The following is a 26,846-nucleotide window of genomic DNA, read 5'->3' as shown; positions in this document are numbered from 1 at the left end:
TCGACCGCGTGCAGTCAATTTGGCATTCTTATGGCTGTTCACCCTGTCCTCGGCTCGGTTTACTGTTGTCTGTCAACTCCAGCTTTACCGGCTTGAGGCAGGGTGAACAACCTATTGGAACATTACACCTAGAGGTAATGTTCCAATAGGTTGTTCACCCGCTGGAGTTACCACCCTACCAGAACCGACCGAGGGAGAAGGTGAACAATCTATTGGAACATTACCTCTAGTGTTCCACGGCGAAAATATTGCGATACACCACGCTCTGATCCTGACTTTTGACTTCCAGGATGATCTGGGCATTGACCATACTCAGATGTTCGGGCAGACGGGCCACCATAACCGAGCGTTTGAAGCGGCTGATGCGAAAATCGCCCACGCCGTCCGGGTCAAAGGAAAGCGGACGTTTCTGACCGTCCGCCGTTACCACAGCGGCCTGCACCGTGCCGGAAGCCAGCTTCTGATTGTCCGTATTGCGCAGGTCCAGGGCGATGCGCAGCTTGCTGCCGCGCAGCGCGCGGGCCTGTACGTTGCCCACCTTCACATAGCCGGTATCAATAGTCGGAAATTCCTCGTGACCAGGACCTTCGCCCATGGCCGCCGCGCCTTCGGGGGCCGGAACCGGGGCGGTTTCGCCGCCGGCGGCAGGGGGAGGCGTTTCCGTCTGTTCGGCGCTGGCCAGCTTGCGCAGGACCAGTTCCCGGCCCTGCACCCCTTCCTCACGCAGCAATTCCTCCAGATTTTCCAGGCGCTCGGCTGTAGCCTGGGCCGTCTGATAATCGCTTTCAAAGCGCAACACGCTTTCGCGCAGCGCCGTGTTTTCTTGCCAAAGCCGCCAGGCCTGCCAGCCGAGCCCTCCACAGACCAGGGGCAGGCAGGCGAAAAAGGCCATGAGCAGAAAAAAGCGCCCACGGCGTACGCGAAAGCTGCGCCGCGGGCCGTTGTCCCGCATAAAGATAATGCAGAGCCGTTCCTGATATTTCAAGGCATGGCCCTCTGCGCGCTCTGGCGGGGCGCGGCGGCATTCCGCCCGGCCTGTCCTTGCGGCGTCTGCGCGGCCCAATCCTCGCGCTGGATGCGCCAGCTTCTGCCGTCAAAGCGCAACAGAAGCGTCTTGGTGCCCCGGTCGCTATGGCCCGCGCTGTCCGCATAGACCTGGTTCATATCAGCGCGGATCCCGCGCTTGTCCATGACCAGACGAAGGCCGGAAAGCTGCACCAGAGTGGGCTTGGTCCGCGCCCAGAGGCTTTCCTTCTGGCGGCGGATATTTTTTGCCCCCCAGCGGCCCTGCTGCACGGCGTCGTCAGTGTAAAAGGCCATGTAGTCGTCCAGACTGCCCGCCTCCCAGGCCTTGCGCCAGGCTTCCAGGTCCGCGCTCACGGCGTTGCTGACGTCCTCCAGATAATTGGCGGCCAAGCCCAGTTCGGCGGGCCTGAATTCCGAGCCTACAACACGGAAGTTTCCGTCCGCTTCCCTGTACCACCAGAGCGTACGCACGCCCTGCTCCACGCCGTCGGGCGCCGCCACGAGCTGCTCGCAACGACTCACGGCCAGGGCTCCCTGAATTTCCAGGGAAGGCGCGCGGCTGATCAGGGTCAGCCAGGGGGCGCGGAAGCGCCGTTCCAGTTCGCGTTGTGCGCTGTTGTAGGAATATCCGCGCGGCAGGCCGGGCAGGCGGTTGTAGCGCTCCTTGTCGTACAGGGCGGCGATGTCCGCCGTGGAACGCGCGGCAAAGGCAGTGTTCCAGCTTTGCACGGCCCGCTCCAGGGCGGCGCGCGTCTCCGGCGTCAGGGACAAGGCCTCAGGCTGCACGGGCTGCGCGTCAAGGGCCGGAGGCGCAACTTCGGGTTGTCCGGTCTGAACGGGCGTTACGGGCGCGGCGGGAGTGACGGGCGTCTCAGGGACCGGCGGCGGAGTCGCTTCCCGGCCGGCGTCCATGCCCGGCCTGCTGCCCCAATTGACTTCAGCGGGCGGCGGCGCGGGAGCCCTGCGGGGCACCAACGGTTCGCTGACGGCCAGCAGTTTTTCGGCCTGAGCCACAGCCGCCGGAACGGCGGGAATGCCGGACGCTGTTTTTTCACCCGGAGCTTCGGGCATGTCCAGGCGCGGCGGCAGGGGCGCTTCGGACGAGGCGTCCGTAGCCGTGGGCAGCGTGGCCGCCACCAGGCGTCCTTTCTGGAAATCGGCGCGCATGCCCACGTCGCGCGGGCTCCATTCCATGCCCACAATACGGAACTTTTTGTCCTTGCCCCGCTGCCAGTACAGACGGCGCACGCCTTCGGTGGAAAGATTGGACGCGGTGTAGAACTGCTCGGCCCAGGTCACCCAGTAGCCCGGCCCTTCCAGGGCGTGAATCTCGCGATTGTAAATCTTGATGAAGCCGAGCGCCTTGAACAGGCGCTCCTTGTTCTGGCGGAAAGCCGAGAAACTTTCAGTAGCCTTGGAATAGGCATCGGGATCGTAGTAATCGAACATCTTGCGCGAGCGCGCGGCCCAGGCGTTGCTCCAGGCGTGCATCAGGCGGCGCAGCTCGCGCGCCGTGCCGTTGTCCGGCTGGGGAACCTTGCTCTCGTCCAGTTGCTCGGCCAGGACCACCGCCGTGCCGGGCGTGAGCTGCGGCCCCACGGTGTCGATCTCTTTCAGGCCGATGGCCACGCAGCCGCGCGTAGGCACCAGACCGAAGCCCTTGCTGTGGATCCAGATGCCATGTCCGGTCTTGCCGCGCAGCCGGTCCACGGGGTTGGGATAATTGAGCGTATAGGCGATACCCCCGTATTCCTTGAAATCCAGGCCGCTGGCGATTTTGTATTCCACAAAATAGATGCCCTCGGGCGTGCGCAGGTCGTTGAGCTCCTGTTTGTCGCCCGCCAGCTGCCCAGTGACGCAGGGAAAAGAATACTTGAGCTTGAGGGGACTTTTTTTCTCGAAAAAGAGGAAGGTCTGGCGGTTTTTATCCACCGCCACCAGATGGGAAGGCAGCCCTTCGTTATACAGATTGGCCCGCCAGTTCTCGGCCCGCGCGGGCGCGACAGCGGCCTGGATGACGGCGACCATCAGGAACAGCGCCAAGCCCGCCGACAGAAGCCTGCATGCGGACGCACGAAGAGACGCCGCCACAGCGGCGCTGCAAGGGAACCCGGTTCCGGCTTCAGCGGGCCAGTTCAACCAGCTCCTTGCGGGTGAAAAGCGCCAGCAGGCCATAGCCCGCTTCCCGCAGCTTTTCACGTCCCCCCTCCTCCCTGTCCAGGATGGCGCAGACAGCGGCAATGGACAAACCGGCCGCACGCACTCTGTCACAGGCCTTGAGCAGCGAACCGCCGGTGGTGACCACATCCTCCAGCATGGCGACGGAATCGCCGGAGCTGAAATTGCCGAGCCCCTCCACAAACTGTCCGGTGCCGTGGCCCTTGGCCTCCTTGCGCACCAGCAACCCGTGCAGCGGCCGTCCCTGCTCATGTGAAATGACCGTGGTGGCCGAAACCAGCGGGTCAGCGCCCATGGTCATGCCGCCCACGCCCTTGATCTTCAGCTCTTTCAGCATATCGTTGAACAGCGTGCCGATGAGCCAGGCCCCTTCGGCGTGCAGGGCCGTCACCCTGCAGTCAAAATAGTAATCGCTCCTGCGGCCGGAAGCCAACACAAAATCCCCCTCCCGGTAGGATTTTTCCACCAGCAGACGGGCCAGACGACGCTTGAGTTCCAGCATGGCGATTGCTCCAGGCTCAGTTTTCCGCCGCGTCGGCGCTGAAGACGCGCGCGAAAATGGCGTCCTCGTGTTGCAGATAATAAGCTGGATCAAACAATTCCGCCAGAGCCGCTTCACCCAGACGGGCGCGCATGTCCGCGTCCTCCCGCACCAGGTCGGGGAAGGGACGGCGCGATTCCCAGCTTTGCATGGCCAGGCGCTGCACCGCTTCATACGCCTGTTGGCGGGGCAGTCCAGCGGCGATGAGGCCGGTGAGCACGCGCTGCGAGAAATACAGGCCGAAGGAGCGCTCCATATTCTCGCGCATGCGCTCGGGCTTGACCACCAGGCCTTCCAGCAGGCGGGCCAGACGGGTCAGCACGTAGTCGGCCAGGATGGTGGAATCGGGCATGATCACCCGCTCCACCGAGGAATGGCTGATGTCGCGCTCATGCCAGAGGGCCTGGTCTTCCAGGGCGGCCAGGGCGTTGGAGCGCAGCAGGCGCGACAGGCCGCTCATATTTTCGGCGGAAATGGGATTCTTTTTGTGCGGCATGGCCGAGGACCCCTTCTGGCCCTTGGCGAAGCCTTCCTCCACTTCCAGCACTTCTGTGCGCTGGAGATGGCGCAGCTCCACACAGAGCCGCTCCACGCCGCCGGCCATGACGGCCAGGGAGGTGAAGAAGTGGGCGTAGCGGTCGCGCTGGATGATCTGGGTGGAGTGCGGGTCCACCTTGAGGCCCAGGCGGCCGAGCGCCTTTTGCTCCAGCTCAGGCGAGAGAAAGGCGTAGGTGCCTACCGCGCCGGAAATCTTGCCCACGCGCACGCTTTCCAGCCCGGCTTCCACCCGCTTGAGGTGGCGCGCGAATTCCGCGTGGAAACCGGCCATCTTCAGGCCGAAGCTGGTGGGCTCGGCGTGGATGCCGTGCGTGCGGCCCATGCAGAGCACGCCCTTGTGACGGCGGGCCAGGCCTTCCAGCGTTTGCAGCAGGGCGCGCAGATCCTTGAGGATCAACTCCCCGGCCTGAACCAGCAGCAGGGCGTTGGCCGTGTCCACAATGTCCGAAGAGGTGCAGCCCAGATGGATAAAGCGGGCCTCGGGCCCCACCTTTTCCTCCAGCGATGTCAGGAAGGCGATGACGTCGTGGCGCGTGGTTTCCTCAATGGTCAGGATGCGCTCCACGTCGATGTCCGCCTTGTCGCGGATCGTTTTCACGGCCTCGGCCGGGATGCGGCCCAGTTCGGCCCAGGCCTCGCACACGGCCACTTCCACCGCGAGCCAGGCCCGATAACGGTTTTCCAGGGTCCAGATCCGACCCATTTCCGGCCGGGTGTAGCGTTCGATCATGACTTCCTCGTGGACGTATGCCGCAATAGTTAGGATGCCGCCGGGGCGCTTTTGGCCTTGGCGGCCTTGGACGGAGGCGTGGCTCTGGCTGCGGGCTTTTCCGCGGGGGCGCTCTTTTCCGCCGGAGCGGACGCGGCCTTGGGCGCTTCCGCCGCTGCGGACTTGGCTTCCCCGGCGGGGGCGGAAGACGTAGCGGCGGCGCCGTCCTCGCTGATGCCCTTGCGGTAGCCGTAATCGCTTACATACCAGCCGCCGCCCTTGAGCACAAAGGACGTCTGCGAAATGATCCGGGACGAGGGCGTGCCGCACTCGGGACAGGGTTCCTGCCCGTGCGCTTCCGACGCCTTGACCCATTCCTCAAACACGCGCTGACACTTGGGGCATTGGTATTCGTAAATAGGCATGATAACGCCACTAAAAGACCGTCCCGCGCCAGCGGAGCAGCCTTACTGTTGATGGAAGCGTCCTTCCGGGCCGGACGCGAAGGCCCACGGCGCACGCCGTGCGGATATGCACCCTCCAGATACGGCTTTTCCGTCGTCCGTCAAGAGGCCGCCCCTGTCAGCGCGGGATCAGGCGAAACACGAACCGGAAAAGCCCGCGCCGCAACGCGTCGTTGAGACAACGGGCAGGACGGCGCAGGAGCGGCGGACTAGGCCTTGGCGGCCTTGGCTTCACGCACGCGCTGTTTCAGGCGCTCAGCGCGGCGTTGACGGCGACGGTCCAGTTCTTTTTTCCGTTCGATCTTCTTATGTGCCATGATAGTTCCTCCGACAAATTTCATATGTTTAAGGGGTAATCTTTAGACCTTTTCCGCCGTAAAGTCCAGCCCCGGCCATTTACGCTTAAAACGATCGCATGAGGAAAATCCATTGTCCCTCCGGGCGGGCCACGCTACGGCGCGTCAAAAAAGCCGCTGACGCCGCTCGTCTCGCATATCTCACAGGGGGCGAAGCCGTGCCCGGCCAGAATCTCGTCAACCAAGGGCCGCAACGCTCCGGGCGGGCGCGTGACCTGGAGCAGAGGCGCGGGCCTGAGCCGCAGGCGGAAGTCCCCCAACGCGGACGCGTCTGCGTCGTCATCCGGCGCGGGCAGTTGCGCCAGGGCGGCTTCGGCTCGTGCCAGCCGCGCCAGCAGGGCGGCGTCGGGCGCAAGACCGTAGGCCAGACGGGTCAGCAAACAGGGCCGGGCCTTCTGTTCCGGCCTGTCCAGGCCAGTGGACGCGGCCAGCGCGCGGATGGCGGGCTTGCCCAGCCCGGCTTCAGCCAGGGGGGAACGCACCCACGCCTCGGCCAGTGCCCGCAGGCCGGGCCGGAACGCGCGCAGATCGTCCGCATTGCTGCCGTCGCAGAGCAGACGGTCGCTGCCTTCCCCCGCGCGCCGCTCCCGCAGAACCTCACGCAGGGCGGCAATCAGCCCCTTTTTGCAGCCGTAGCAACGCTCGCGGCTGTTGATCGACACCTCCGGCAGGGACAATGGATCAAAATCCAGCGTCAGCAGCGGCAAACCGTTGTCTCTGGCCCACTGCGCGGCCCGCGCGCTTTCCTCCGGCGGGATGTGCGGCCCGCGCGCGTGCAGGGCCAGCACGTCGCAACCGCAGAGGCGGGCCGCGTGGCAGAGAAAACGGCTGTCCAGACCGCCGGAAAAGGCCACGGCCAGCGGCGGCAGACCGCGCAGCGCTCTGACGAACCCGCCGGGCAGGGCCGCAGCCGGACCGCCTACCACGTCAGTCGGACCTTGGCACCCTGAGCGGCCATATATTCTTTGCACTGGCGGATGCTGTATTCCCCGTAATGCACAATGGAGGCGATCAGGGCCGCCGACGCGCCGCCCGCGCTCACGGCTTCGTACATGTGCCGGGGCTCGCCCGCGCCGCCCGAGGCGATGACCGGAATAGACACGGCGTCGGCAATGGCGCGGGTCAACTTGAGTTCATAGCCGTCCTTGGTGCCGTCGGCATCGATGGAATTGACGCAAAGCTCGCCCGCGCCCAGGTCCTGACAACGCCGGGCCCAGGCCAGAGCGTCCAGGCCCATGCGTGTGCGCCCGCCGTGGATCACGATCTCATAGCCCGAGGGGACGGCCTCGCTCACGGGCACGGCCAGCACATCCATGCCCACCACAATGGCCTGCGAGCCGAAAGCGTCCGCGCCCTCGCTGATGATCCGGGGATTCTTCACCGCCGCCGAGTTGACCGAGACTTTCTCCGCCCCTGCCAGCAGCACGGCGCGCATATCCGCCACAGTGGCGATGCCGCCGCCCACGCTGAAGGGGATGAAAATCTGTTCGGCCACACGCTCCACCACGTCCAGAAAAATGCCGCGCGCCTCGGCCGAGGCCGTGATATCGTAAAAGACGATTTCGTCGGCCCCTTCCTCATAGTAACGGCGGGCGCTGGCCACCGGATCGCCGATATCCTCGTTGCCCGCGAATTTGACGCCCTTGGTCAGCCGCCCGTTGCGCACGTCCAGACAGGGGATCACCCGTTTACTGAGCATGGCGCGCCTCCCGGCAGTAGTCGTAAAAATTGCGCAACAGGGCCAGACCAGGCCGTCCGCTTTTTTCCGGGTGGAACTGGGCGGCCCAGAGGCCCTCGCGCCCGTAGAGGGAGCAGAACTCCCGGCCGTAGACCGTGGTGGCGAGGACAAGGGCGGGGTCCGGCTCCACATAATAACTGTGCACAAAATAAAATTCCGCCGTGGGCTCCACACCTTCCAGCAGACGGCAGGGCGCAACGGCGCGCAGGCTGTTCCAGCCCATGTGCGGCACGGGCGCAGGGCTGCCGTCCTCCTGCCGCAGGCCGTCCTCGAAACGGCGGCAGACGCCGGGCGCCAGCCCCAGGGTGGGCGTGTCGTTTTCCTCACTGCGCTCCAGCAGAATCTGGCAGCCCAGACAGATGCCCAGCAGGGGCTGCCCCACGTCCACGGCGCGGCGCAGGGCCGCGTCCTGCCCGGCCTCGCCCAGGGCGCGCATGGCCTGCCCCGCCGCGCCCACGCCGGGAAAAATAATGCCCTGCGCGCTTTCCAGCAGCGCCGGGTCCGCCGTGACGGTACAGGGAATGCCCAGATGTTCCAGAGCGCGGCGCACGCTCGTCTGGTTGCCCGCCTTGTAATCCAGAATGGCCAGCATGTGTGTTCCTTGGTTGCGGTGCGGCCCGCGCAACGGCGGGCCTTGCGCGCCGAATATAGCTGTTTCGGCCCCGGCAGGCAATGTGCGGAAAGCGGGAGGAGCTTGCCCCCGCCCGGCAAACAGGCCACTGTCGGCGGTATGCCCTGACGCCGCAGGGCGCCGTGCCCGGCCGGGGATGACAATTCTGATAATCACGCTTATAATAAAAACCGTGATTATTACGGCGCGCATTTCCCGGCGTCCGCCGGGCCAGACCCACCCCAGCCACACGGGAGGCGGCCATGTATTTTCCCACCGCGGGCATTGAATGCTCCCCCTTTATTCCCTTTGCCGTGGCTCTGGGCGTTTCCTTCTTCACCTCCATGGGCGGGGTTTCCGGCGCGTTTCTGCTCCTGCCCTTTCAGATGAGCGTACTGGGCTATACCAACCCCAGCGTCAGCGCCACCAACCAGTTTTTCAACGTGCTGGCCTGTCCCGCCGGAGTCTGGCGCTACTGGCGCGAAGGCCGTCTGCTCTGGCCGCTGACCCTGGTGGTGGCCCTGGGCACCTTGCCCGGCGTGTTCGCCGGGGCGCTGATCCGGATCAATCTGCTGCCCGACCCGCGCCACTTCAAAATTTTCGCCGGGCTGGTGCTGCTGTATGTGGCGCTCAAAATGCTGCGCGACGTCATGAGGCGGCGGAAGGCGGACGCCTCCGGCGCGACGCCCCGGCAGGACGGGCCGCGCGGCGGCGGCGCATGCCGGCTGCTGTCCTGGAACAGCCGCCTGCTGACCTTTTGCTTTCAGGAACAGGAGTACCGCATTTCCTGCCGGGGCATCGTGCTGCTCAGCCTGATCGTGGGTCTGGTGGGCGGCGTGTACGGCATCGGCGGCGGGGCCATCATGGCTCCCTTTCTGGTTTCCTTTTTCGGCCTGCCGGTCCACGCCGTGGCCGGGGCGTCGCTTTTCGCCACCTTCCTGACCTCAGTAGCCGGAGTCAGCTTTTACAGCCTGCTGGCCCCCCTGTACCCCGGACTGGCCGTGGCCCCGGACTGGCGGCTGGGCATTCTGCTGGGCCTGGGGGGCATGGCCGGCATGTACCTGGGCGCGCGCTGCCAGAAGCACGTCCCGGCCAGAGTGCTGAAATATCTGCTGGCGGGCATTTTGCTCTTTACAGCGGCCCGCTATCTGGGCCAAGCTTTCTGAGTTTCGCGGCGCGCACGCCGCTGTAGCTGTAAAGGACGACCATGAAAGACGCTTCTCTGCTGCCCGTGGCCCTGTTCGACTCAGGCGTGGGCGGTCTTACCGTGCTCAAGGCCCTGGCCGCGCGTCTGCCCGCCGAGGACCTGCTCTATCTGGGCGATACGGCCCGGCTGCCCTACGGCACCAAGGGCCGCGACACCATCATCCGTTATACCTTGCGGGCCGCTCAAAAACTGGTGGATAACGGGGCGAAAATGCTGGTGGTGGCCTGCAATACGGCCACGGCGGCGGCCCTGCCCGCCTTGCGCGAGCATTTCGCGCCCCTGCCGGTTCTGGGCGTGGTGGAACCCGGCGCGCAGGCCGCGGCCCGCACCAGCCGCAACGGTGAAATCGTGGTTATCGCCACCGAGGCCACCATCACCGATGGCGCGTATCAGCGGGCCATCGCCAGCATCCGGCCCGAGGCCCATGTGCAGGGGCGGGCCTGCACGCTCTTTGTGCCCATGGCCGAAGAAGGCTGGATGGACGGTCCCCTGGTGGAGGGCATTGCCAGACGCTACCTGGAAGACCTGTTCACTCCGGCGGTCACCGCGCCGCGTCCGGACACCCTGCTGCTGGGCTGCACGCATTTTCCCCTCCTGCAGGCCGCCCTGCAAAACGTGGTGGGCCCGCAGGTGCGTATTGTGGATTCGGCGGCCACCACGGCCGAAAGCGTGGGCGAAGAACTGGCGCGTCTGGGCCTGCTGCGCGCGGACGGGCCCACGGGCGTCCGCCGTTTTATGACCACGGACAACCGGAACCGTTTTGCCCGCACAGGCAGCCTCTTTCTGGGCAGCCCGCTGAAAAGTTCGGATGTTGAAATTGTTGATTTATAATATTTACAATATGTTATTATATTTTTCAGATCTGACGCCGCCCGCGTCGTAACCTTTCGCGCAAATAGGTATTTGCCGGGAAAACAAGAGCGGACGGGCGATTTCGCGCTTTTTCTGTTGACATGCCCCCTGGCATTACTTAGAGAAATCAAAGTGATGGTCGCTGGCGCCAAGCCTGCGGCCAAACGCGGAAATCCCCAGGGCGCGCACCGTGCCTGTTGCTGAGCAAGAACGCACTCATCCCGGCGTTCCGCGGAGCGGCCTTCAAAACCCGCAGTGCGCGACCGGACGGTTAACTTGGCACATAACGGGGCAACCCGAAAATCCTGTACGGAGAAACATCATGACTAAAGCTGAGCTTGTTGAAAAAATCCACGCCAAGGCCGGTCTGCCCACCAAAGCTAAAGCTGAAGAAGCCTTGGACGCCGTCGTGGCCTCTCTGCGCGAAGCTCTCGCCGCCGGCGAATCCGTGACCTTTACCGGCTTCGGCAGCTTCAAGGTTGTGGCGCGCGCCGCCCGTAAAGGCCGCAACCCCCGCACCGGCAAGGAAATCACCATCCCCGCCAGCAAAGTCGCCAAATTCACGCCCGGCAAGGGCCTGAAAGACGCCATCAAATAAGGCACGCTGTCTGCGGATTTTTCGGCGGCGCCTTTATTCCGGCAGGGAGAGGCGCCGCCTTTGCGTTTCAATCTGGCCGTCCCCGATGGGGCGACGGTTGCGTTTGCGTTGACACATGGAAGGGTGGCAGAGCGGTTTAATGCGGCGGTCTTGAAAACCGTTGAGGGCGTGAGCAGGCTGCCCAAAGATTTATATAAAATAACAAGTAAATACGCCGAATTAGCACGATTTTTTGAAATGCTGATTCGGCGTATTTTTCGTTGATTTGACTTTTTGCTCCAATTTTGCTCCAGTTGAGGTCAAGAAAGGAGCAAGGCAATGGCAACCATCCGTAAGCGGGGCGATTTTCAGTGGGAAGTTCGTGTTCGGCGCAAGGGGCATCCTACGCAGTGCAAAACCTTCGAAATCAAGGCGGACGCTGAACGTTGGGCGCGGGCAGTGGAAAAGGAGATGGACGGCGGCTCGTTCATTTCACAAAAAGAAGCCGAGCGCACAAGTCTTGAGGATGCCTTTAAGCGGTTTATCCCTGAGTACATCGAAAAGAATCTCGCGCACCCGAAAAACGAGATTGTGCGCGCTCACGGGATAATGAAATACCAGTTTGCCAAAAAGTCTTTGGTAGCCATTCGAGGCAGCGATATTGCCAAGCTCATTCAGGAACGCGAAGCGCAAGGCCGTTCTCCCCACACCATAGCGCGTGACATAGCCCTTATTTCTCGCCTCTACGAAGTGGCCCGCGCCAACTGGGGCATGGAAGGCTTGGTGAACCCCACAAAGAATGTCATCAAGCCGAAGCTTCCCCAAGGCCGAACTCGCCGCCTTATGCCGGGAGAAGAAAAGAGGCTTCTGGATGCCTCCTCAAAGGCGTTTCAGCGCATTGTGCGCTTGCCCTGGAGTCTGCATGCGGCGCGATGAAATAGCCTCTCTGACGTGGCAGCAGGTGGACATGGAGCGTTGCACATTGCTCTTGCCCAAAACCAAAAACGGCGAAGCCAGAACCGTTCCCCTTTCTCCTGCGGCTTTGGCAATTCTGAAAGAGATCCCCCAGCCTGAGAATGGGGATGAGCACCACGGCCAGCGTGTATTCAGCTATACTATCAGCAGCATTACAGGAGTTATGCGCGAAAACTGTGCCAAGGCAGGAATCAAGGATTTACGCTTTCATGATCTGCGCCATGAAGCCATATCTCGGCTGTTTGAGAATACTGATCTGGATGTCATGGAAATCAGAATGATTACAGGGCATAAGACGCTGCAAATGCTGGCGAGGTATACGCATTTGAGGGCGGAGAGGTTGGTTAAGAGGTTGGCAGGAAAGAAACGGTAAAAGTAAAGTCGTGCATATCAACTGTGTGGATACGGACGCACTGCTGGCAAGTAGCTCATTATTGCTGCGAGCAATTCGGATGGCGGATCCATTTGTAGAAGGCGACCAATAAATTCTTCAAAAACTCTTTGCCTAAGACCAAAAGATCGTGCGACTTCAGATAATAACCCTTTATTATCATAGTATAATAATACTTCCTCATATTCACGCTGGAAGATTGCTTTATTAATCTTTGATTTGATATTTTCAAAAATCTCTAAAGGCACAATGGTTGAAGTTGCCTCAACATACTCAGTACTTAATGAGGCGATATCAACACTTCCTAAGCCAATTTTTTTTATTTTAGAGTCAATTCTGCGTTTAACATAGCGCAGACAAATATGCTCGAGCTGTCTTTCTGCATGCTCAAAAACAACAGTTTTAAGAGAACAAAGTTTTGCACTAGCCTCACTTTCATTAAATTTATATTCTTTTGCCACAGCAAGAAAAACACGTGGAAGCAAAAAGATATTTTCAACTTCGGAAACGGGAAGGCAGTAGACTCCTTCTTTCTCAAGTGCTGCTTTTTCCTCAGACGTTCGTCCATCAGCATCAATAATTCCCGCGCTGCCAACATGATGAAGATCCTGCCTACTGATAAAGCTTGCTACGGTATGAATGACCTGCTCGCACGATCCAACAGGAATTACGGTGTAGTCGTTGTATATTTTTCGATATAGAGACAGGTCAAGGCTTCCGCTATCACCTTCAATAAATAAAATCGAACGGCGGCTACCAATAATTTTAGCTACTATGTCATTGGGGATACTGCCATCATCGGATATCGGCTGTATATCCCAACAATCACTAGGTTTTTTTTGGTACGACTTGACAGCATATTTTGTAGCTGCACGACGAGAACTTGAAAAGGTAATGTCGTGGGTTATGTATATTATAGCGCAATCTTTACGTATAGATTCAATCGAGTCCCATAATGCATCAATTATAGCTTTATTTATGTGCAGTTCTGGTTCGTCAAAAATTAATACTGTATCTGGTGGTGCCATTAAGGCTTGCCCAATCAAGTAAAAAATGACTCTTTCTCCATCGCTCAACTCTGATGCTTCATATTCCTCTTTGTTTTCACCTAGAGTTGTGACTCTTATATTGCCTGATAAGACAATAAGCTCTCTATGGGGCAGAACGCTTCTCCAAATATCTTTTAGTTTATCGAGTTTTGAAAGAGGAGGAGGCTGGAAATCATTAAGCTTAACCCTCTCTTGCCTATAATCAACAGATAGTTGGTTATTCTCTGCGTATAATGCAGCCAAAAGAAAGTCAAAATCGTTCAGTAAAGTTGTTTCAGGTTTGGCATTCCAGCGGCTACCATTTTTATAGGCAGGCTTGTATTCTTCATACCCAAAGAGTAAACGATTTGTCGCAACCTCTAAGCTTGGTGGTATGACTTTTGTATTTAGCGCAAGGGAGCGGTGAGCTGCAATTCGATGAACACTTGTTGGCGGTGGAAGGGTGTTTTCTATAAAAACACCAAGCCGTGTTTTACCAGCCCCATTAGCACCCAGAAAAATAAAACTATCACCACTACAGATTTCTATGTGTAGCGCCTCACCTACTGAAGGGATAGTTAGTGTCGCCAAGTGCTTCATTGTGCCTTCGGGGTAGGTAGTATATTGGCGGAAGGAGAGGGATTCGAACCCCCGGACGCCTCACGACGTCAACAGTTTTCAAGACTGCCGCAATAAACCGGACTCTGCCATCCTTCCGTAAGGGACAAAAAAGAATATTCTGTCCTGAGGCGTGAAATTTATCCGAAGCGAAATAAAAAGGCAACCAATTCAGACGAAGCGGTTTAGCCGAAAACAGTTCATCCTTTGGGCCTTCCAGTCTCTTTTTGGGGCTTGGCAGGTCCTTTTGCTATTTCGCGTTCCACCCGCGCCATAAGCTCTGCTGGCGAAACTTTCAGCACTTCCGCCACCCGCACAAGGGCAAAGACCGAGGCATTGATATTCCCCCGTTCCAGCCCGGAGACATAGGGTTTGGACAAGCCGGAAAAATCCGCCAGTTCGACCTGCGTCAAACCTGCGGCTTTACGGGCTTCATAAATGACCGAGGCCATTGCCCAGTTCAATGAGTCTTTTTCCTGCATACGGTAAGAATACCGCATGGCTTGACACAAAAAGTAATAATATATTATCTCTTTTGTATTGTGCAAGCCACAGGAGGGCTATTCATGCGTATTTTCCAAATTCTTGTCTTGGCGTTCAGTCTTATGGCGTTGGGCGCTGGCTTTTCAACCGCCTCAGCTGAAACCGTAACTGAGGGAAGCCTTGAATGGTATCGGCTACCGGAAAATAAGGATGCACGGGAAGCCAAGCTGGCTGAGTGCGAAAAGTTGTCACGCGAGAAACAAAAGGCCGATGCACTGTGCCGTAACGCCAAGCGGGCGAACTTTCTTGGTGAACCATATCAGAAGGTCAAAGAGCCGACGTACGGATTTTAACCCTGACCTATTTCAGCCGCTAAAAATTACCCCTCGTAGCAAGAGTAGCGGCTTAGATGCAAAATGAGCGAAGAAGCGCCTTCTGCCGCCGACATGGCGGGAAGGCGTTTCTTCATTTTGGGTATCCATTTTCAATTTCTGGCGTAACCACGGCGGGAGCCGTCCAGCCTCGCAGAGCAAGGGGCATCGAGCTTTGCGAGTTGCCAAAACGTAAAGGTGATTACCTTTACCTATCTTGCGCTTTTTTTCTGAGTTTTTTTGTAACCCAAAAGTGTTAATCAATAGCCTAAAATAGTTCAAAAAATGTTTAAATTGTCCCAAGAACATCCTAAGCATATTCTGCTGAAATTTCACGTTATTTTCAGATGTGAAAAATTGAGATATAAAAGCTCTCTATGCATCAGGAGTAGCCATGTCTCGCATCCCTTCGCCTACAGCCTACGCCTCAAATGCCAAGCTTTCAAAAAAGGAACAGGCATGGCGTAATATGTTTGTGCAGTTTCACCCGCACGACATATCTGTTTGGGAAGAAACTTTTCGCCGCACCAGAGAGGACGTGCAGCAATATGTGCAGGCACACTTCACGGGTACGGGCATTACGCCAGACATCCCCTTGAAGACGGTGGCCCGAATTCACGGATTGAACGAGTGGACGCCGGTCTACGACTTTTTGAAGCAGGTGCAGCAAGCGGAAGGAACATCCTGTCGGGAAGCCGGGGCAATGGCTTTTGCACTGCTGCCCCGGCGGTATTCACTTGATGAGCAGATGATTACATACCTGCATCAGTTCTTGGATGAATACCCGGATGAGTTGCCTCTGTGGGAAGCGGCGTGGGGCAACACGCCCCGGCAGGCAGCGGGACTGATTGCAGATGAAATTGCGCGACGGCACTTGCTTGCGTCCGCTGATATTGAAACCGTGCGGCAAAAGCTGAGCGCCGCATTGACCTGGGAACACTTGACCTTGTGCCTCAGTGCTAAAGTGCTTCCGCAGGCAAACGACAATTATGCCTTTGCCTACTTCATAGACCTTGTTCGGACGTTGATTGACAGCCTGCCCCAGCGGCACGATCAGTACGGCACCCAGCCCCGTGAGCGTGATTGGGCGACTCTGCTGATGCGGCCCAATCCGGGGGCATTCTATCGGGAATTGTTGGAAAGCACTTCAGGTGCACCGCTCACTCTACCACCCGATGAACCTGTGCGCTGTCGTCTATGCTGGCGCTACACGCTTGTTCATCCAGATAACCCCAGCAGCCAAGCCCCGCTGTGCACGATATGCCCGCCACTGCCGCAGCGTACCGCGCCCGGTTCAGAAAAAAGTCGGAAGTTGAGCAGGGCTGGTGGCGGCTGGCGCGAGAAAACAAAGAACAGTATCAGGCGACGCGGAATACGTTAGAAGCGTGGGAGCATATCAAGAGGCTCCTGCTGTCCCCAGCGTCACCTTTGCCGCTCCTTTCAGAACACATGCGCCGCCATGCCTCCCCTGATACTGGCAATGAAGAACTTGTCTGGGCCTATCTGGCCCCGGACACTGGCAGTATGCGTGTGGCCGACAGAACGGCTCTGGAAGATTTTGTGCGCTTTGCCGTGAGCACGCCCTTGCCCATCACTTTTCAGGATTGCCTGATAGCCGAAGCGTGGCTACAGGCCATGCAGGACAAAAGGATAAAGCGCGGTTAGGCGTGGTGCTCTGTGAGCTTGCTGTTAATCAGCCTGTTCAGGCTTACCCCGGCTTCCGCCGCCTGCATGGCAAGGCGTCTGTGCGTTTCCGGCGTAGTACGCACCTGAAACTTGCCGGAAAAATTTTGCAAAGAAAGCGGCACAGGGATTTTCTCGCCGTTGCTTGCCATATCCGCCAGCGTGTCACGCACTAAGGCTACAATGCCCTGCAGGGCCGCTTCCTGCGTTTCCTCAAGCCATGAAAGGCTGGGGAACTCGGCGCACAGGGCTACAAATTCCTGATCTTCCTCTGACCAGAGCACACGATATGTATATTGTCTGCTGTCCATATTATTCTCCCCGTAGCCTTGCAATGGCTGCAAGCACCTGCTTGACCTGATAAGCTTTGGCCTTGCCGCCCTTACCTTCCTGAATATTCACACGCGGGTCGCCCTGCCAAGGCGTTTTGTACACGGCATGGCTCGTTCCTTTCTGACGCGGCGGGCCGAAAAAGTGCTCACACAGGGCAGCCAGTTCCGCATAACGCACGTTTTGCGCTGTCTCCCGCATTTTTGCCAGAGTCTTTTCGAGGCTGCCCATCTGAACTCCTTTTCAGTATCAATAATGGCACTAGCCGTTGTCGTCAAGGGGGGCACTTGCCGCAATTTTGTTCATTGTTTGGCGTAAAACATGGCTGGCATGAAGAGGGCGATCAGTCGGCTGGCGAAGCGGTTCGTCACCCTCAAGGCCAAAACGTGGATTTTTCTTTAAAACCCCGACAAGGTATCCTGCGGGATTTTTGAGATTTTTGGACAGGAGCAGTTGATAGCAGCGTTCCCCCCGTGAGGAATCGGGGTCAATCCCGCTTTTAAGGAGTACCTTTCTGACCGCAATAGTATCATGCGCCGCAAAAGTCTGGCGCTCCTGTTTTTCACATACATCTGTTTCTTGTTGTTTGTCTGTAGCGGATAGTATCCGGGCCGTGTCCGGCGTTTGTCCGGACTTTCTGGAGACTTTCGTCCTGTATTCATCCTGTAATTTTATCAGGATAGGCGCACTGACATGTGCCTTTTTTCCTTCAATGGAGACTTCCATAAAAGAAGGGTCTCGGCAGTTTTCAAAAAATTTCCGCAACTTTTTGGGAGATAACTCAGTTAGTGCTTGCCAGTCCGTCAAAGGCAGTGTCAATTCTGGTGTATGAGTGTCTTCTTCCCAAGCGCCAGTAATTTTTTCAAGAATCAGACATACAGCCGCATATCCCGCTGAACCGAATTCCGTGCGTATCTGCACCATAAAAGGATGCTCGCGAAAATTATTATGATGCTTGAACCATTTCATTTTAGCGCCCGCTGCGCGTCTTACGTGGGCGTCCAATGGTTGCTGGACGGATCAATTGCTGTTGAGCCTTTTCGGCGGCTGTCTGAGCTGTATCAATTTTGTCTTGAATCCAAGCATCCACAGTGGCCACAGGCCAAGCCAGACGCCGCCCAAGGCGTACAGGCAGGGGAACGGCATCATAATTTCTTCGGTTCAAATGCCCATGAATGGCGGACACCGTAAGACCAAGCAGATTCGACATATCGTTGATGGTATAAAATCTCTGTTCCACTGCACACCTCTGCGCTTTCAAGATTTGCATGCGCTTGCTTGCATTTCCGATAGCAATACAGGAGAATGTGCGGGCTGCCTGCCCAGAAAATTTGCAATTTGTACATTGAAGGCCACAGGATATTTATGGACAAGAACAATACTGAGCTGCCAAAGCTCTTGCCTGCACCATGGGATGAATCACTTTTGCAGCGCATAAAATCTTTCGTTGTTATTTCAAGCGTACCCGTAGTGAGTCCTGTGCTTGGAGAATTCTTGGATGCAAAATTACGAGAACGCGTTCAGCAGCGTGCAGACCAATTTTATAGTGAATTGATTACATATATTCAAAAAATTCCTGAACAAGTTTTAATGTCTGAGAATTTCTTTGCGGCGACTGAAATAGTAATGAGGAAAATAGCAGACGAACACAGCGAAATTAAACGCCGACGGTTTTTGTATTTATATAAGCAACTATTAGAGCACAAGAATGCAGAAGTGATTAAAATTGAAGAATTCGAGATGTGGATAAAAATAGTAAAAGATATATCTGAAAGTGCTATTTGTGTTTTAATTTTGATGAATAGAGTCAATCTAACTGAAAATTTTGTGAAAGAAGAAAAATTCAATGAAAGCTGGCGTGAGTTTAAAAATCTTGCCAACTCAGTTTGTAATATCCGATATCTTTATAGATTTATTGCAGAGCTTGAGTCTGCTGGCATTGTTGCACAGTCTTCTGGAAGATGGGGTGGGAATGTGCCATATGTGACTGAGGCAGGGCTGGATTTTTTGGATTGGATCTCTAAAGAGGAGTGACATGGCTTGTCATTACAAAAAATGATATCATTCCAAGTTGCTGATACTCTTGAAGACTTTTGCAAAAATGCAAACAATGTATGTACACAACGGACAAGCAGAGACTTAGCACCTGGATATATTATCCAACAGTATAATTTTCTTGTAGATAGCTCTAGGGAATGGCTTAATGGGTATGGTGCAATATACAGTCAACTTTTTTTGCATGAATTAGCAACACAGAGCCTTGACAATAGTTGTGAGCTAATGCCCGCGCTATTTAGCAAATGGTTGTACAATAAAATACACCCATATGATGTGTTCAATATTTATGATGAAATTAGCATTCTTGAATGGAATGATATTCCTAAAGATATGCCGGTTGAAAAGCGACCTTTAGCGTATCGTTCAGATCCACCCCATATACGAAAATCAATTACAAGGAAGGCCAGTGAGTTCAAGCAGTATCCTTTGAAAGGATTCTGGCATAAGCACCATACTCAGGCGGGATTTATTGCAACAAATATTTTTCTGCAGCATAATAAAGCTGAAGAAGTAAGTCGTATTGCTCAACTTTCAGAGGTCGCTTTTCCAAATAACCCCAATGATGAAGAGGCTTGGGGTGAATATTTGAACCTTATGGCACATGAGTGCACCGTAGGTACATACGAAGAGCGACTGAAGGGAGGAAGAACTACTGGAGAATGGATTGTCTATGCACGTCATGAGGGCCGGAATCATTATTTGACCTTAGCCACACACTCAGAGCCAGACATAGCCATTCTTCGTAGAATAGCCCTTTGCCGAGATGACTTTCCCTTCCTGAATGACTACCCGCAATTCAGAGAAAGGTAATAATTTTTTGCTCCAAATTTGCTCCACCCCACTTGAAAATGAGCAGATATTCATGCGAATTCAAGCGCATTTATCCACATGACATTATTGAATTAATTTCCGTAACCGCTTGATATTTATACTCCAAAAATCACACTTGAAAACCGTTGAAGGTGTGAGCCTTCCGGGGGTTCAAATCCCTCCCCTTCCGCCATTGAACACATAAAAGCGCTACGTTGCCGGGATGACATGCCGGCGATGCGGCGTTTTTTTCATTTCATTGCCGACGCTCTCCAGCCTCCGTCCCTTTCCATCCTTGCCCCCTGGGCACGCCGCACCGGAACCTTTTGCCGGGCGGGACAGGTCTCCCCGTCCCGCCGCCGGGCATGTCCGTTTTATTCCCGCGCCTGCCGCCGCACCTGAATGCAGAAGCTCACATCGCAGGCAAAATCAGGGTCATCACTGCACGCCAGAGGCGGGTGGTAATATTCAAAGGCCGTCCCCTCGGCCTCATAGCCGCTTTGCGGCAGCCAGACGCCGATCAGTTCGTTCCAGGCCGTCATATAGCCGTCCATGCGGGTGGGCCGCCGGTAGCAGCCGTACAGTCCGGCGGGCAGGCTCTGCAGGCAGACGCCGTCCTGAGCCAGGGCCTGCTCATCCGCCGCGAAGCCCTCGGGCAGCGCCACGCAGGCGTCATAGCGGCAGCGCTCGGGCGGGGTCAGGCCGGGGTTGTCCCAGCTGACGCCCAGCGCCGCCGTCTCCGGCCCCAGCAGGCCGCTTTTTCCGGCCCAAGCCGTAATCCGCTCCCAGGCCCGCGCCAGGGCCGGACCGTAAGGCCCGATCTGCCGCACATAGGCCACGCGGTATTCCGGCAGCCGCTTCACTTCCACATTCATGTCCGCTCCTTTGGCCAGCACGGCCGGGTTGGGTTCAAGCTGCACGCGGGCCGCAGCGCCCGCCTGATCCGGGGAATACCGCAGATCATAGGGGCGCGCGTTTCCCGGCTTGCGCATTTGCTCCGGCGGCGCGGGCGGCGGCCCCTGCCTGCAGGCCGCGCGAAAACCGCTGGGGCTCATGCCCATCCAATCCCGGAACAGACGGGCAAAATTCTGGGAAGAGGAAAAACCGCAGGCGCAGGCAATCTCCGTGACGCTCCGTCCCGGCGAAAACCGCAGCATATTGGCCGCCGTCTCCAGCCGCAGCCGACGGATGCAGGCCGCCAGGGTTTCGCCGGTCATGGCGCTGAATACCCGGTGCAGATGAAAAGGCGACAGGCAGGCGATCCGGGCCAGTTCTTCCAGAGAAAAACCGCGCGCAGGATCAGTGGACACGGCGTTCAGGATTTTGTTGATGCGCTGCTCATACGAAAAATGCGTGGACGCGCGACGCGGCATGTCCCCTCCCTGAAAAGGCGTATGTGTTTTCTCCCAAGGGGACGGCCCGCCATCCGGCCCCAAGCTTTGATCTTGACACGGAGCTCTGCGCCGGACAAGACACAAGATATGGTATGAACAGTTTCAAGCAGATAGAGGAAGACAGATGAAAGCAGCATTACAACCAGGATTGAAAGGCCAGTCGGAAATCACTGTCAGCAAGGAACTTCTTGCCAGCGAGGTGGGCAGCGGGCTGGTGACGGTTTACTCGACGGCCATGATGATCGCGGGCATGGAGGGCACAGCCGTGGCCTCGGTGCAGGGCGTGCTGGAAGAAGGCCAGACCACGGTGGGCACCCGCGTCAACATTTCGCATCTGGCGGCCACGCCGTGCGGCATGAAGGTCCGTTTCGCCACGGAGCTGACCGCCGTCTCCCCCAACGGCAAAGGCCTGACCTTCTCTGTGGCGGCCTATGACGAGGCCGGTCTCATCGGGGAAGGCGTTCACGAGCGGGTGGTGGTCAACAAGGAAAAATTCGAGAGCAGAACCCGGGACAAGGGCAAACAGGCCTGAGCAATCACGGCGGGTTCCGGCGGCGGAGCCCGCCGAAGCGCTACGGGCCCGGCGCGGGCGGGATGCGCCGGGCATGTCGCCGCAAGTTAGTAGGCTTTCTCAAAAAAATCAGGTAAGCTCCAAGGACACAAGCGGATTGCCTGTCCGGGCCATCGGGACCGGGCAAGCGCGGACCGCATACCATATAGCCCAAGGAGCAAGCCAATGGAAAATCTCACTTTTGTCGGTATGACAGGCAGCCTGCGCCGCGCCTCGCGCAACAAGGGCCTGCTGCGCTGTTGCGCGGCCCACCTGCCGGAAGGCGTGCGCATGGAGATTGCGGATATTTCCGCGCTGCCGTTTTATAATGAGGATCTGGAAAAACCTCAGGCGGTCAAGGATCTGGCCGCGCAGGTCACTGCGGCCGACGCTCTGGTGCTGGCCTGCCCGGAATACAACTATTCCATGGCCCCGGCCCTGAAAAATGCGCTGGACTGGCTCTCGCGCGAACCCAATCTGGCCCCGCTCAACGGCAAGCCCGCCTGCCTGCTGGGCGCGGGCGGCGGCATGGGTACGGCGCGCAGCCAGTACCATATGCGCCAGACCTGCGTGTACCTGAACCTGCGCCTGCTGAACAAGCCGGAGTTCTTCTCCAACGCTTTTTCACCGGCTTTTAACGCCGACGGCGACCTCATCGACGAGGGCCTGACCAAACAGGTGACCACGCTGATGCAGGCGCTGGCCGACTGGACGCGCTTTCTGAAACAGGCGTAATCTCCGGCCAATACCCCGGCGGACAGAATATCAGGCAAGCCGCGGCGCGCAACGCTCCGGCTTGCCTGTTTTTTGCCGCGCGGCAATACCCGCCCACTTCTCCCCCTAGCCTGACGAAGCCACCTTGCGCACGAGCAGATCGTCGTCCGGCCAGATACGGCGGTCAGGCGTGAGCAATTCGCCCTGCCGGGCCACCAGAGCGCTTTCCTCGGCCAGACCCAGAGCCTCCAGCAACTGCCGGGCGGTTTTGGGCCGGGGCAGGGAAAGACGGCTCTCCTCGGGCTGAACGAGCACCGTGACGCGCGCGCCTGTATGCTCCGGCCTGACGATCCGCACCTGGTTTTCCGCTTCCGTTGTTGTCATACTGTCTTCTCCGTTTTGCGCGCGGGGGATGTCCGCGATTTCCGCGCCGTCGCCGTCAAGGACCGTATACCCGGCCCGGCGCAGCAGCCGCGCGGCTTCCATGGCGGAAACAGACCGCCAGTCCTGTTCGGACGGCGCGCTGTCGCGCGGGATGGCGCCCTTTTCCACCACCACGATGTTGGCCCCGGCGGTCATGTTTTCCAGAGCCGCCGGATGGACGCAGATTCCGTCCAGTTGCCCGCCCCCGGCCAGCCGGAAAATCGCGGTCAGTTGAGCCAGGCGCGCCGGACTCAGGGACGGCTGCCCGCCCAGCGGCGTGCCCGGCACGGGCACACGGGCCATGACCCCGGAAATGCTCGCGCCCGCGGCCATGATCCGTAAAAAATTGTCCGCCAGCTCGGCATCCGTGTGTTCCGGTCCCACCGGTTCCACCAGAGCCACCAGACGCAAGCCCGAGCGGACCGCCGCCCGCATGGTGGCCTCGCGCACGGCGGGATCAAAGGCCGTGTCCCGGCCCTCGCGCAGGCGGACAGTGTGGTACACGCCCGACCCCCCGGCCCGGCGCACGGCCCGGGCCGCGTCCTCATCGAATTCGCCGGTGTTCAGGATCAGTTCATAGTTGCCGGGCACGGCCTTGCGGATGGCGGCCAGCCTGGCGCAGAGCGCGTCCAGGTCGTAAAACTGGGTGGTGCGCAGCACAATGAAACGCGCGCCCGCCCGCGCATAGGCCCGCGCGTGCGCGATGATCTCCGCGTCCGAACATCTGCGCGGGGCGTCGATGAGCTTCCAGGCCTCGCCCAGCGAACAGAAGGCGCAGTTCATGGCACAAGGCGCGTAATCCAGGCCCAGCGCGCCCCAGAGCCAGGCGCGGCCCCCGCACAGGGCCAGCGCGGCCTTGTGGGCGGCCCGGCGCAGAGACAGGGCCGCGTCCGAGGCGGGCGGCACGGCCAGCAGTTCCAGCAGGGCGTCCCGTTTCAGGGCCTCGCCGCACAGACAGGCCCGCAGCGCCGTCTCCGCCGCGCCGCGTCCTTCGCTCACAGCAAATCCTCAAGCATGTCACAGGTGGCGCAGACCAGGGGCGCGCAGACCGAGGTGAAAAGGCCTTTTTCCACAATGACGGCGCGCTGGTCGGGGATAGTCAGGTCATAGCCCAGGATCTCCCGGCAGAGCAGGCCGCCGTGGGCCCGGGCGAAAGCGCCGGTAAAAGCGTCCCGCCGGGCGTACAGGGCGCGCTGTTCCTCGCGCGACCAGGCGCCGGCATTGCCGTGGGCCAGACCCAGAACCATGAGTCCGCCCGTGACGCAGCCGCAGACATCCGCGCGGCCCAGCCCGGAACCGAAACAGGACGCCGTGCGCAACGCCAGTTCCGGCGCGATGCCCAGACGGTCGGCGAAATGCGCGAACACCTGTTGCGCGCAGACAATGAGCCGTTTGAAATCAGCCTGTGACTCCGTTGCGGTTTTACGTCCGGCCATATGTCCTTCTCCTCACGGCAGATAATAATACAGCAAGGTCACCAGAACCATGCTGGCGGCGCGCAGGCTCTGGTTGGCCAGAATCAGGCGCAGGGCCAGGGCCGGGCGGAAAAAACCCGTATAGGACGGCAACTGGTGCCGGATGGCCCGCATGGGCGTGGACAGAATGTTGCCCACCATCAGGGCCAGAACCACGTCGCGCGGCGTGAGCGCCCCGGTCTGCAGCACACTGCCCGCCGCTCCCAGTGCCGCGCCCAGTTCGGCGGCCAGATGCAGCACAATGATGCCCATGGCCTGCGGCTTGAGAAAGGAAAGCCAGCCCATGTGCGCGGCCAGCCATTCCTCGGCCAGACTGAAAAAGCCGTAGCGCTGCAAAAGATACATCAGCACATAGACCGGCACCGTGAAATACACGAGCTTGGGCAGGCGGCGGCGGAAACGCTTCCAGGCCTTGCGCAGGGCCGCGCCCCAATCCGTGCGCGCCTCGCCGTCGGCCTTGCAGACCAGGCAGCCCGGCGCGGGCGGCGGGAGCAGGCGGCGCGCCAGCAGCACGGTAAAGCCCGTGCGCCCGGCGGCGGCCAGCAGGGTGAGACCCACGTAAATCACGGCGGGCGCGCCCAGCACCGGCCAGGTCAGCAAAAAAATGGTGGGCGTGTGCACCAGATAGGCGGGCAGGCTGTTGAAAAGATTGGCCAGCATCAGCTCGCGGCTTGAGATCTCCCCCGCCGCATGACTGTCGGACAAAAGGCCGTTGGCCGCCGCCGGGGAAACGAACGCCAGGGAAAAGGAGGCCCCGGCCACGTCGCGCAGATGGGCCGCACGGGCCAGGGGCGAGGCCAGACGGGCCAGGTGGCGCGTCCAGCGCAGAGCCTCCAGCAGGTTGGCGATGAGCAGACCCACGGCCAGCCCCAGCAGCAGGCGCAGCATGGGCCAGAACAGAGCATGCCAGAGGGCGGCCAGGGAAAGGGGAGCGTCGGGGTTCGGCAGCATGGCGCGGCGGCGTCAGGCGTCCTCGGGCCGGAAGCCGGGGTCCGGCGGCAGATCCCGCCGCCCGGCAAAAGCGCGGGCCAGAACGTCGCAACGCTCGTTTTCAGCATGACCCGCGTGCCCGCGCAGCCAATGCAGGCGCACCGCGTGACGGTCCAGTTCCGGCAGCAGCTTTTGCCAGAGGTCCACGTTCTTGACCGGCTTTTTGTCGGCCTTGACCCAGTTTTTCTTCTGCCAGGATTTGAGCCAGCCCTTTTCAACCGCATTGCGGACATATTGCGAATCCGTATACAGCTCCACCGCGCAGGGTTCCTTGAGGTTGGCCAAGGCCTCCAGCACGCCGGTGATCTCCATGCGGTTGTTGGTGGTCAGGCGGAAGCCCCCCGCCAGCTCCTTGCGGTGTTCCGTGCCTTCCAGGCAAAGCACGGCGGCCCAGCCTCCGGGACCGGGATTGCCCAGGCAGGAACCGTCGGTGTGAATAACGACCTGCTTCATAACCGGTTTTCAACCTTGTTGTTGCATTGCGGATAAATTCTCCGGCGGTCAGCATACACGTCTCGCGCCGGGCGGGCAAATGCGGCGGACAGGGCGACAACGGGAGAAATCCTCCGGTAAAGGAAGGGAATTTGCCGGAAGTTCTGCTCCGGCTAAAAAAAGCTGACGCGGAAATCAGCGTTAACCATTTTTATTCCGTGTGGAAACCATAGCCCGGCGGAAATCCGGGTTAGACCCGCTGGTGGTCCATATCGCCGGAAAAGCATTTCGCCCGGCCGTGGGAAGAACCGACCCGCATGTCTCGTCCCGCGCCCAGCCCGAACAGCCCCAGGACGATGCAAAGAACAGAGCAGCCATAAAAAACGACGGCCCAGCTTTGCGTCATGTCATGGACCGCTCCGGCGCATATCGGACCGCAGGCCGCGAGCAGATATCCCACGCTTTGGGCCATGCCGGACAACGCCGCCGCCTGCAGCGGGTTATTGGTCCGCAAACCGATGAACATCAGCCCGAGAATGATTGCCGCTCCGGTTCCGAAACCGATGCAGCCGCCCCAGACAAGCGCCAGGCCTGGCGCGGCCGCCAGCCCGGCTGTTCCCAGGGCGGCGATTCCCGCGACAGCGGCCGCGATAAGACGCTGGTCTTTCATCCGGCTGATGATCGGGATGAGCAGCAGGCCGGGAGTCGCCGACACCAGTTGCATGACCCCATGGATGTTTCCGGCTTCGGCATCCGTGAATCCGGCTTCTGTAAGAAAAGCCGGCAGCCAGCTCACACTTATGTAATAGGTAAATGACGTCAGGCCGAAAAACAGGGTGACCTGCCAGGCCAGAGCGGACTTCCACAAGGAAGCTTTGCGCGGCTCCTCCGGTTGGGATGCATCAATATTTTTATTCCGCGCAAACAGTTGCGGAAACCAGACCGCACAGGCGGTCAGAGGGAGCAGGAACAATGCTCCCAATGCCGGTTCCCAGCCCCAGCCGAGAGACTGCGCCAGCGGGACGACGAGAAATGATCCGAGCGCCGCGCTTATGCCCATGGCCAGCGCGTATAATACGGTAAGTCTGGGGATTGAGCCGGGAAAATCCCGTTTGACGAGGCTCGGCAGCAAAACATTGCAGATGGCGATGCCGCAACCGAGGAGCGCCGTCCCTAGATGTAGAGTGTCAACACGTTGTTCACCCTCCGCTCAGCCTTGAGGCTGGAGGTTTTCTGCCAAGAGCCGTATGCGGACGCACAAAGTTGTAGCGATGCGTCCAGACCGGCAAGTTCGCTGTTCTTTTC

At 58.9% G+C, this 26,846-nt stretch carries 32 protein-coding genes, 1 tRNA gene and 1 pseudogene; 13 read left to right on the top strand and 21 right to left on the bottom strand.

Translation table 11 applies throughout. The features are described from left to right. Positions 1-226: 226 nt before the first annotated feature. The 8 genes from FYJ44_RS14210 to hisH all read right to left on the bottom strand — a co-directional run bounded on the left by FYJ44_RS14210 (position 227) and on the right by hisH (position 8,162). Positions 227-985 (bottom strand): hypothetical protein, encoded by a 759-nt coding sequence (locus tag FYJ44_RS14210; RefSeq protein WP_154513270.1) that lies wholly within the window; start codon positions 983-985, stop codon positions 227-229. Beyond that, positions 982-3,069 (bottom strand): L,D-transpeptidase Cds6 family protein, encoded by a 2,088-nt coding sequence (locus tag FYJ44_RS14205; protein WP_229772736.1) that lies wholly within the window; start codon positions 3,067-3,069, stop codon positions 982-984. Before FYJ44_RS14205 ends, FYJ44_RS14210 begins: the two co-directional genes overlap by 4 nt. Positions 3,070-3,148: 79 nt before the next feature. Then, the gene (gene pyrE, locus FYJ44_RS14200) at positions 3,149-3,706 is read right to left on the bottom strand and encodes an orotate phosphoribosyltransferase (protein ID WP_154513268.1); all 558 of its coding nucleotides are present in this window, start codon (positions 3,704-3,706) and stop codon (positions 3,149-3,151) included. Between the two features lie 16 nt (positions 3,707-3,722). Further along, on the bottom strand, positions 3,723-5,033 hold the full coding sequence (gene purB, locus FYJ44_RS14195) for an adenylosuccinate lyase (RefSeq protein WP_154513266.1): 1,311 nt from the start codon (positions 5,031-5,033) through the stop codon (positions 3,723-3,725). Between the two features lie 29 nt (positions 5,034-5,062). Next, positions 5,063-5,437: an FmdB family zinc ribbon protein gene (locus FYJ44_RS14190; RefSeq protein ID WP_154513264.1), complete on the bottom strand. Its 375-nt coding sequence runs from the start codon at positions 5,435-5,437 to the stop codon at positions 5,063-5,065. Positions 5,438-5,927: 490 nt separating this feature from the next. Then, positions 5,928-6,758: an ATP-dependent sacrificial sulfur transferase LarE gene (locus tag FYJ44_RS14185; protein WP_288957148.1), complete on the bottom strand. Its 831-nt coding sequence runs from the start codon at positions 6,756-6,758 to the stop codon at positions 5,928-5,930. Next, on the bottom strand, positions 6,752-7,531 hold the full coding sequence (gene hisF / locus FYJ44_RS14180; protein ID WP_154513262.1) for an imidazole glycerol phosphate synthase subunit HisF: 780 nt from the start codon (positions 7,529-7,531) through the stop codon (positions 6,752-6,754). The genes FYJ44_RS14185 and hisF overlap by 7 nt, the downstream gene beginning before the upstream one ends. Then, complete coding sequence (hisH, locus tag FYJ44_RS14175; RefSeq protein ID WP_154513261.1) at positions 7,521-8,162, bottom strand: imidazole glycerol phosphate synthase subunit HisH; 642 nt, start codon at positions 8,160-8,162, stop codon at positions 7,521-7,523. The genes hisF and hisH overlap by 11 nt, the downstream gene beginning before the upstream one ends. 281 nt (positions 8,163-8,443) lie before the next feature. On the opposite strand from hisH, the gene FYJ44_RS14170 reads away from it, so the two are divergent. From FYJ44_RS14170 to FYJ44_RS14820, 6 genes are all read left to right on the top strand, one after another. Then, positions 8,444-9,346 carry a sulfite exporter TauE/SafE family protein gene (locus FYJ44_RS14170; protein WP_154513260.1) on the top strand — a complete coding sequence of 301 codons (903 nt, stop codon included), beginning with the start codon at positions 8,444-8,446 and terminating at the stop codon, positions 9,344-9,346. Between the two features lie 41 nt (positions 9,347-9,387). Then, the gene (murI, locus tag FYJ44_RS14165; protein ID WP_154513259.1) at positions 9,388-10,218 is read left to right on the top strand and encodes a glutamate racemase; all 831 of its coding nucleotides are present in this window, start codon (positions 9,388-9,390) and stop codon (positions 10,216-10,218) included. Between the two features lie 340 nt (positions 10,219-10,558). After that, complete coding sequence (locus FYJ44_RS14980) at positions 10,559-10,837, top strand: HU family DNA-binding protein (RefSeq protein WP_288228963.1); 279 nt, start codon at positions 10,559-10,561, stop codon at positions 10,835-10,837. A gap of 60 nt (positions 10,838-10,897) precedes the next feature. Continuing rightward, on the top strand, positions 10,898-11,101 hold the full coding sequence (locus tag FYJ44_RS14155; protein WP_154513257.1) for a hypothetical protein: 204 nt from the start codon (positions 10,898-10,900) through the stop codon (positions 11,099-11,101). Positions 11,102-11,155: 54 nt separating this feature from the next. Beyond that, complete coding sequence (locus FYJ44_RS14825; protein WP_229772735.1) at positions 11,156-11,752, top strand: site-specific integrase; 597 nt, start codon at positions 11,156-11,158, stop codon at positions 11,750-11,752. Then, complete coding sequence (locus FYJ44_RS14820) at positions 11,739-12,164, top strand: site-specific integrase (RefSeq protein ID WP_229772734.1); 426 nt, start codon at positions 11,739-11,741, stop codon at positions 12,162-12,164. Before FYJ44_RS14825 ends, FYJ44_RS14820 begins: the two co-directional genes overlap by 14 nt. Positions 12,165-12,181: 17 nt before the next feature. Here FYJ44_RS14820 and FYJ44_RS14145 read toward each other — a convergent pair whose 3' ends face one another. The 3 genes from FYJ44_RS14145 to FYJ44_RS14135 all read right to left on the bottom strand — a co-directional run bounded on the left by FYJ44_RS14145 (position 12,182) and on the right by FYJ44_RS14135 (position 14,310). Beyond that, complete coding sequence (locus FYJ44_RS14145; protein WP_154513256.1) at positions 12,182-13,810, bottom strand: DUF4435 domain-containing protein; 1,629 nt, start codon at positions 13,808-13,810, stop codon at positions 12,182-12,184. Positions 13,811-13,835: 25 nt separating this feature from the next. Continuing rightward, a tRNA-Ser gene (locus FYJ44_RS14140) sits at positions 13,836-13,927 on the bottom strand. Between the two features lie 101 nt (positions 13,928-14,028). Further along, on the bottom strand, positions 14,029-14,310 hold the full coding sequence (locus FYJ44_RS14135; RefSeq protein ID WP_154513255.1) for a helix-turn-helix domain-containing protein: 282 nt from the start codon (positions 14,308-14,310) through the stop codon (positions 14,029-14,031). Positions 14,311-14,394: 84 nt separating this feature from the next. Here FYJ44_RS14135 and FYJ44_RS14130 point away from each other — a divergent pair, with 84 nt between their 5' ends. The 3 genes from FYJ44_RS14130 (at position 14,395) to FYJ44_RS14120 (ending at position 16,347) form a co-directional block, all read left to right on the top strand. Beyond that, entirely contained in the window at positions 14,395-14,664 is a 270-nt protein-coding gene (locus tag FYJ44_RS14130; protein ID WP_154513254.1) for an EexN family lipoprotein, read from the top strand. A 412-nt stretch (positions 14,665-15,076) separates the two neighbouring features. Continuing rightward, positions 15,077-16,063, top strand: coding sequence for a hypothetical protein (locus FYJ44_RS14125; protein ID WP_154513253.1), 987 nt, complete (start codon positions 15,077-15,079; stop codon positions 16,061-16,063). Positions 16,064-16,131: 68 nt separating this feature from the next. Then, a complete protein-coding gene (locus FYJ44_RS14120; RefSeq protein ID WP_154513252.1) occupies positions 16,132-16,347 on the top strand; it encodes a hypothetical protein in 216 nt (71 codons plus the stop codon). On the opposite strand, the gene FYJ44_RS14115 is transcribed toward FYJ44_RS14120, so the two are convergent. Genes FYJ44_RS14115 through FYJ44_RS14105 form a run of 3 tightly spaced genes read right to left on the bottom strand, consistent with a single transcriptional unit; the run spans position 16,344 to position 17,664 of the window. Continuing rightward, positions 16,344-16,676, bottom strand: a complete 333-nt coding sequence (locus tag FYJ44_RS14115; RefSeq protein WP_154513251.1) for a type II toxin-antitoxin system HicB family antitoxin — start codon at positions 16,674-16,676, stop codon at positions 16,344-16,346. The two genes, FYJ44_RS14120 and FYJ44_RS14115, sit on opposite strands and share 4 nt — an antisense overlap. A 1-nt stretch (position 16,677) precedes the next feature. Continuing rightward, positions 16,678-16,926, bottom strand: coding sequence for a toxin HicA (locus FYJ44_RS14110; RefSeq protein ID WP_154513249.1), 249 nt, complete (start codon positions 16,924-16,926; stop codon positions 16,678-16,680). Between the two features lie 30 nt (positions 16,927-16,956). Then, entirely contained in the window at positions 16,957-17,664 is a 708-nt protein-coding gene (locus FYJ44_RS14105; protein ID WP_154513247.1) for a hypothetical protein, read from the bottom strand. A gap of 396 nt (positions 17,665-18,060) precedes the next feature. On the opposite strand from FYJ44_RS14105, the gene FYJ44_RS14100 reads away from it, so the two are divergent. After that, positions 18,061-18,729 carry a hypothetical protein gene (locus FYJ44_RS14100; protein ID WP_154513245.1) on the top strand — a complete coding sequence of 223 codons (669 nt, stop codon included), beginning with the start codon at positions 18,061-18,063 and terminating at the stop codon, positions 18,727-18,729. Positions 18,730-18,735: 6 nt separating this feature from the next. Next, on the top strand, positions 18,736-19,563 hold the full coding sequence (locus tag FYJ44_RS14095) for a hypothetical protein (protein ID WP_154513243.1): 828 nt from the start codon (positions 18,736-18,738) through the stop codon (positions 19,561-19,563). Positions 19,564-19,937: 374 nt separating this feature from the next. Here FYJ44_RS14095 and FYJ44_RS14090 read toward each other — a convergent pair whose 3' ends face one another. Further along, entirely contained in the window at positions 19,938-20,936 is a 999-nt protein-coding gene (locus FYJ44_RS14090; RefSeq protein WP_154513241.1) for an AraC family transcriptional regulator, read from the bottom strand. 145 nt (positions 20,937-21,081) lie between these two features. Between FYJ44_RS14090 and FYJ44_RS14085 the strand changes: the two genes are divergently transcribed. Together FYJ44_RS14085 and FYJ44_RS14080 are read left to right on the top strand one after the other, a co-directional pair. Then, positions 21,082-21,489 (top strand): thioesterase family protein, encoded by a 408-nt coding sequence (locus tag FYJ44_RS14085; RefSeq protein WP_154513239.1) that lies wholly within the window; start codon positions 21,082-21,084, stop codon positions 21,487-21,489. 204 nt (positions 21,490-21,693) lie between these two features. Then, the gene (locus tag FYJ44_RS14080; protein WP_154513237.1) at positions 21,694-22,242 is read left to right on the top strand and encodes an NADPH-dependent FMN reductase; all 549 of its coding nucleotides are present in this window, start codon (positions 21,694-21,696) and stop codon (positions 22,240-22,242) included. A 105-nt stretch (positions 22,243-22,347) separates the two neighbouring features. On the opposite strand, the gene FYJ44_RS14815 is transcribed toward FYJ44_RS14080, so the two are convergent. From FYJ44_RS14815 to FYJ44_RS14050, 6 genes and pseudogenes are all read right to left on the bottom strand, one after another. Next, positions 22,348-23,643 carry a hypothetical protein gene (locus tag FYJ44_RS14815; RefSeq protein WP_229772733.1) on the bottom strand — a complete coding sequence of 432 codons (1,296 nt, stop codon included), beginning with the start codon at positions 23,641-23,643 and terminating at the stop codon, positions 22,348-22,350. Next, positions 23,640-24,080: a C-GCAxxG-C-C family protein gene (locus tag FYJ44_RS14070; RefSeq protein WP_154513235.1), complete on the bottom strand. Its 441-nt coding sequence runs from the start codon at positions 24,078-24,080 to the stop codon at positions 23,640-23,642. Before FYJ44_RS14070 ends, FYJ44_RS14815 begins: the two co-directional genes overlap by 4 nt. Before the next feature lie 12 nt (positions 24,081-24,092). Further along, positions 24,093-25,070: a hypothetical protein gene (locus FYJ44_RS14065; RefSeq protein ID WP_154513233.1), complete on the bottom strand. Its 978-nt coding sequence runs from the start codon at positions 25,068-25,070 to the stop codon at positions 24,093-24,095. Positions 25,071-25,082: 12 nt separating this feature from the next. Continuing rightward, positions 25,083-25,562, bottom strand: a complete 480-nt coding sequence (gene rnhA / locus FYJ44_RS14060; RefSeq protein WP_154513231.1) for a ribonuclease HI — start codon at positions 25,560-25,562, stop codon at positions 25,083-25,085. A 229-nt stretch (positions 25,563-25,791) separates the two neighbouring features. Further along, a pseudogene (locus FYJ44_RS14055) lies at positions 25,792-26,706 on the bottom strand (MFS transporter); the annotation flags it as partial. A gap of 34 nt (positions 26,707-26,740) precedes the next feature. Further along, positions 26,741-26,846, bottom strand: a 106-nt coding sequence (locus FYJ44_RS14050) for an integrase core domain-containing protein (RefSeq protein WP_154508122.1), incomplete at its 5' end; no start/stop codon positions are given.

Origin of the sequence: Desulfovibrio porci (genome assembly GCF_009696265.1) — a bacterium.
Taxonomy (GTDB): Bacteria; Desulfobacterota; Desulfovibrionia; order Desulfovibrionales; family Desulfovibrionaceae; genus Desulfovibrio; species Desulfovibrio porci.
Note: the sequence above shows the minus strand (reverse complement) of the source record. Positions and strands in the feature narration are given on the sequence as shown.

Bases quoted from the DNA above. Each gene is read 5' to 3' on its own strand.
- FYJ44_RS14100 (WP_154513245.1), top strand. From the start codon at position 18,061: ATGGACAAGAACAATACTGAGCTGCCAAAGCTCTTGCCTGCACCATGG.
- FYJ44_RS14070 (WP_154513235.1), bottom strand. From the start codon at position 24,080: ATGGCCGGACGTAAAACCGCAACGGAGTCACAGGCTGATTTCAAACGG.
- FYJ44_RS14125 (WP_154513253.1), top strand. From the start codon at position 15,077: ATGTCTCGCATCCCTTCGCCTACAGCCTACGCCTCAAATGCCAAGCTT.
- FYJ44_RS14105 (WP_154513247.1), bottom strand. From the start codon at position 17,664: ATGAAATGGTTCAAGCATCATAATAATTTTCGCGAGCATCCTTTTATG.
- hisH (WP_154513261.1), bottom strand. From the start codon at position 8,162: ATGCTGGCCATTCTGGATTACAAGGCGGGCAACCAGACGAGCGTGCGC.
- FYJ44_RS14090 (WP_154513241.1), bottom strand. From the start codon at position 20,936: ATGCCGCGTCGCGCGTCCACGCATTTTTCGTATGAGCAGCGCATCAAC.
- murI (WP_154513259.1), top strand. From the start codon at position 9,388: ATGAAAGACGCTTCTCTGCTGCCCGTGGCCCTGTTCGACTCAGGCGTG.
- FYJ44_RS14120 (WP_154513252.1), top strand. From the start codon at position 16,132: ATGCGCCGCCATGCCTCCCCTGATACTGGCAATGAAGAACTTGTCTGG.
- FYJ44_RS14170 (WP_154513260.1), top strand. From the start codon at position 8,444: ATGTATTTTCCCACCGCGGGCATTGAATGCTCCCCCTTTATTCCCTTT.
- purB (WP_154513266.1), bottom strand. From the start codon at position 5,033: ATGATCGAACGCTACACCCGGCCGGAAATGGGTCGGATCTGGACCCTG.
- rnhA (WP_154513231.1), bottom strand. From the start codon at position 25,562: ATGAAGCAGGTCGTTATTCACACCGACGGTTCCTGCCTGGGCAATCCC.
- FYJ44_RS14825 (WP_229772735.1), top strand. From the start codon at position 11,156: ATGGCAACCATCCGTAAGCGGGGCGATTTTCAGTGGGAAGTTCGTGTT.
- FYJ44_RS14820 (WP_229772734.1), top strand. From the start codon at position 11,739: ATGCGGCGCGATGAAATAGCCTCTCTGACGTGGCAGCAGGTGGACATG.
- FYJ44_RS14115 (WP_154513251.1), bottom strand. From the start codon at position 16,676: ATGGACAGCAGACAATATACATATCGTGTGCTCTGGTCAGAGGAAGAT.
- FYJ44_RS14110 (WP_154513249.1), bottom strand. From the start codon at position 16,926: ATGGGCAGCCTCGAAAAGACTCTGGCAAAAATGCGGGAGACAGCGCAA.
- FYJ44_RS14145 (WP_154513256.1), bottom strand. From the start codon at position 13,810: ATGAAGCACTTGGCGACACTAACTATCCCTTCAGTAGGTGAGGCGCTA.
- FYJ44_RS14135 (WP_154513255.1), bottom strand. From the start codon at position 14,310: ATGCAGGAAAAAGACTCATTGAACTGGGCAATGGCCTCGGTCATTTAT.
- FYJ44_RS14190 (WP_154513264.1), bottom strand. From the start codon at position 5,437: ATGCCTATTTACGAATACCAATGCCCCAAGTGTCAGCGCGTGTTTGAG.
- FYJ44_RS14130 (WP_154513254.1), top strand. From the start codon at position 14,395: ATGCGTATTTTCCAAATTCTTGTCTTGGCGTTCAGTCTTATGGCGTTG.
- FYJ44_RS14080 (WP_154513237.1), top strand. From the start codon at position 21,694: ATGGAAAATCTCACTTTTGTCGGTATGACAGGCAGCCTGCGCCGCGCC.
- FYJ44_RS14085 (WP_154513239.1), top strand. From the start codon at position 21,082: ATGAAAGCAGCATTACAACCAGGATTGAAAGGCCAGTCGGAAATCACT.
- FYJ44_RS14065 (WP_154513233.1), bottom strand. From the start codon at position 25,070: ATGCTGCCGAACCCCGACGCTCCCCTTTCCCTGGCCGCCCTCTGGCAT.
- pyrE (WP_154513268.1), bottom strand. From the start codon at position 3,706: ATGCTGGAACTCAAGCGTCGTCTGGCCCGTCTGCTGGTGGAAAAATCC.
- hisF (WP_154513262.1), bottom strand. From the start codon at position 7,531: ATGCTCAGTAAACGGGTGATCCCCTGTCTGGACGTGCGCAACGGGCGG.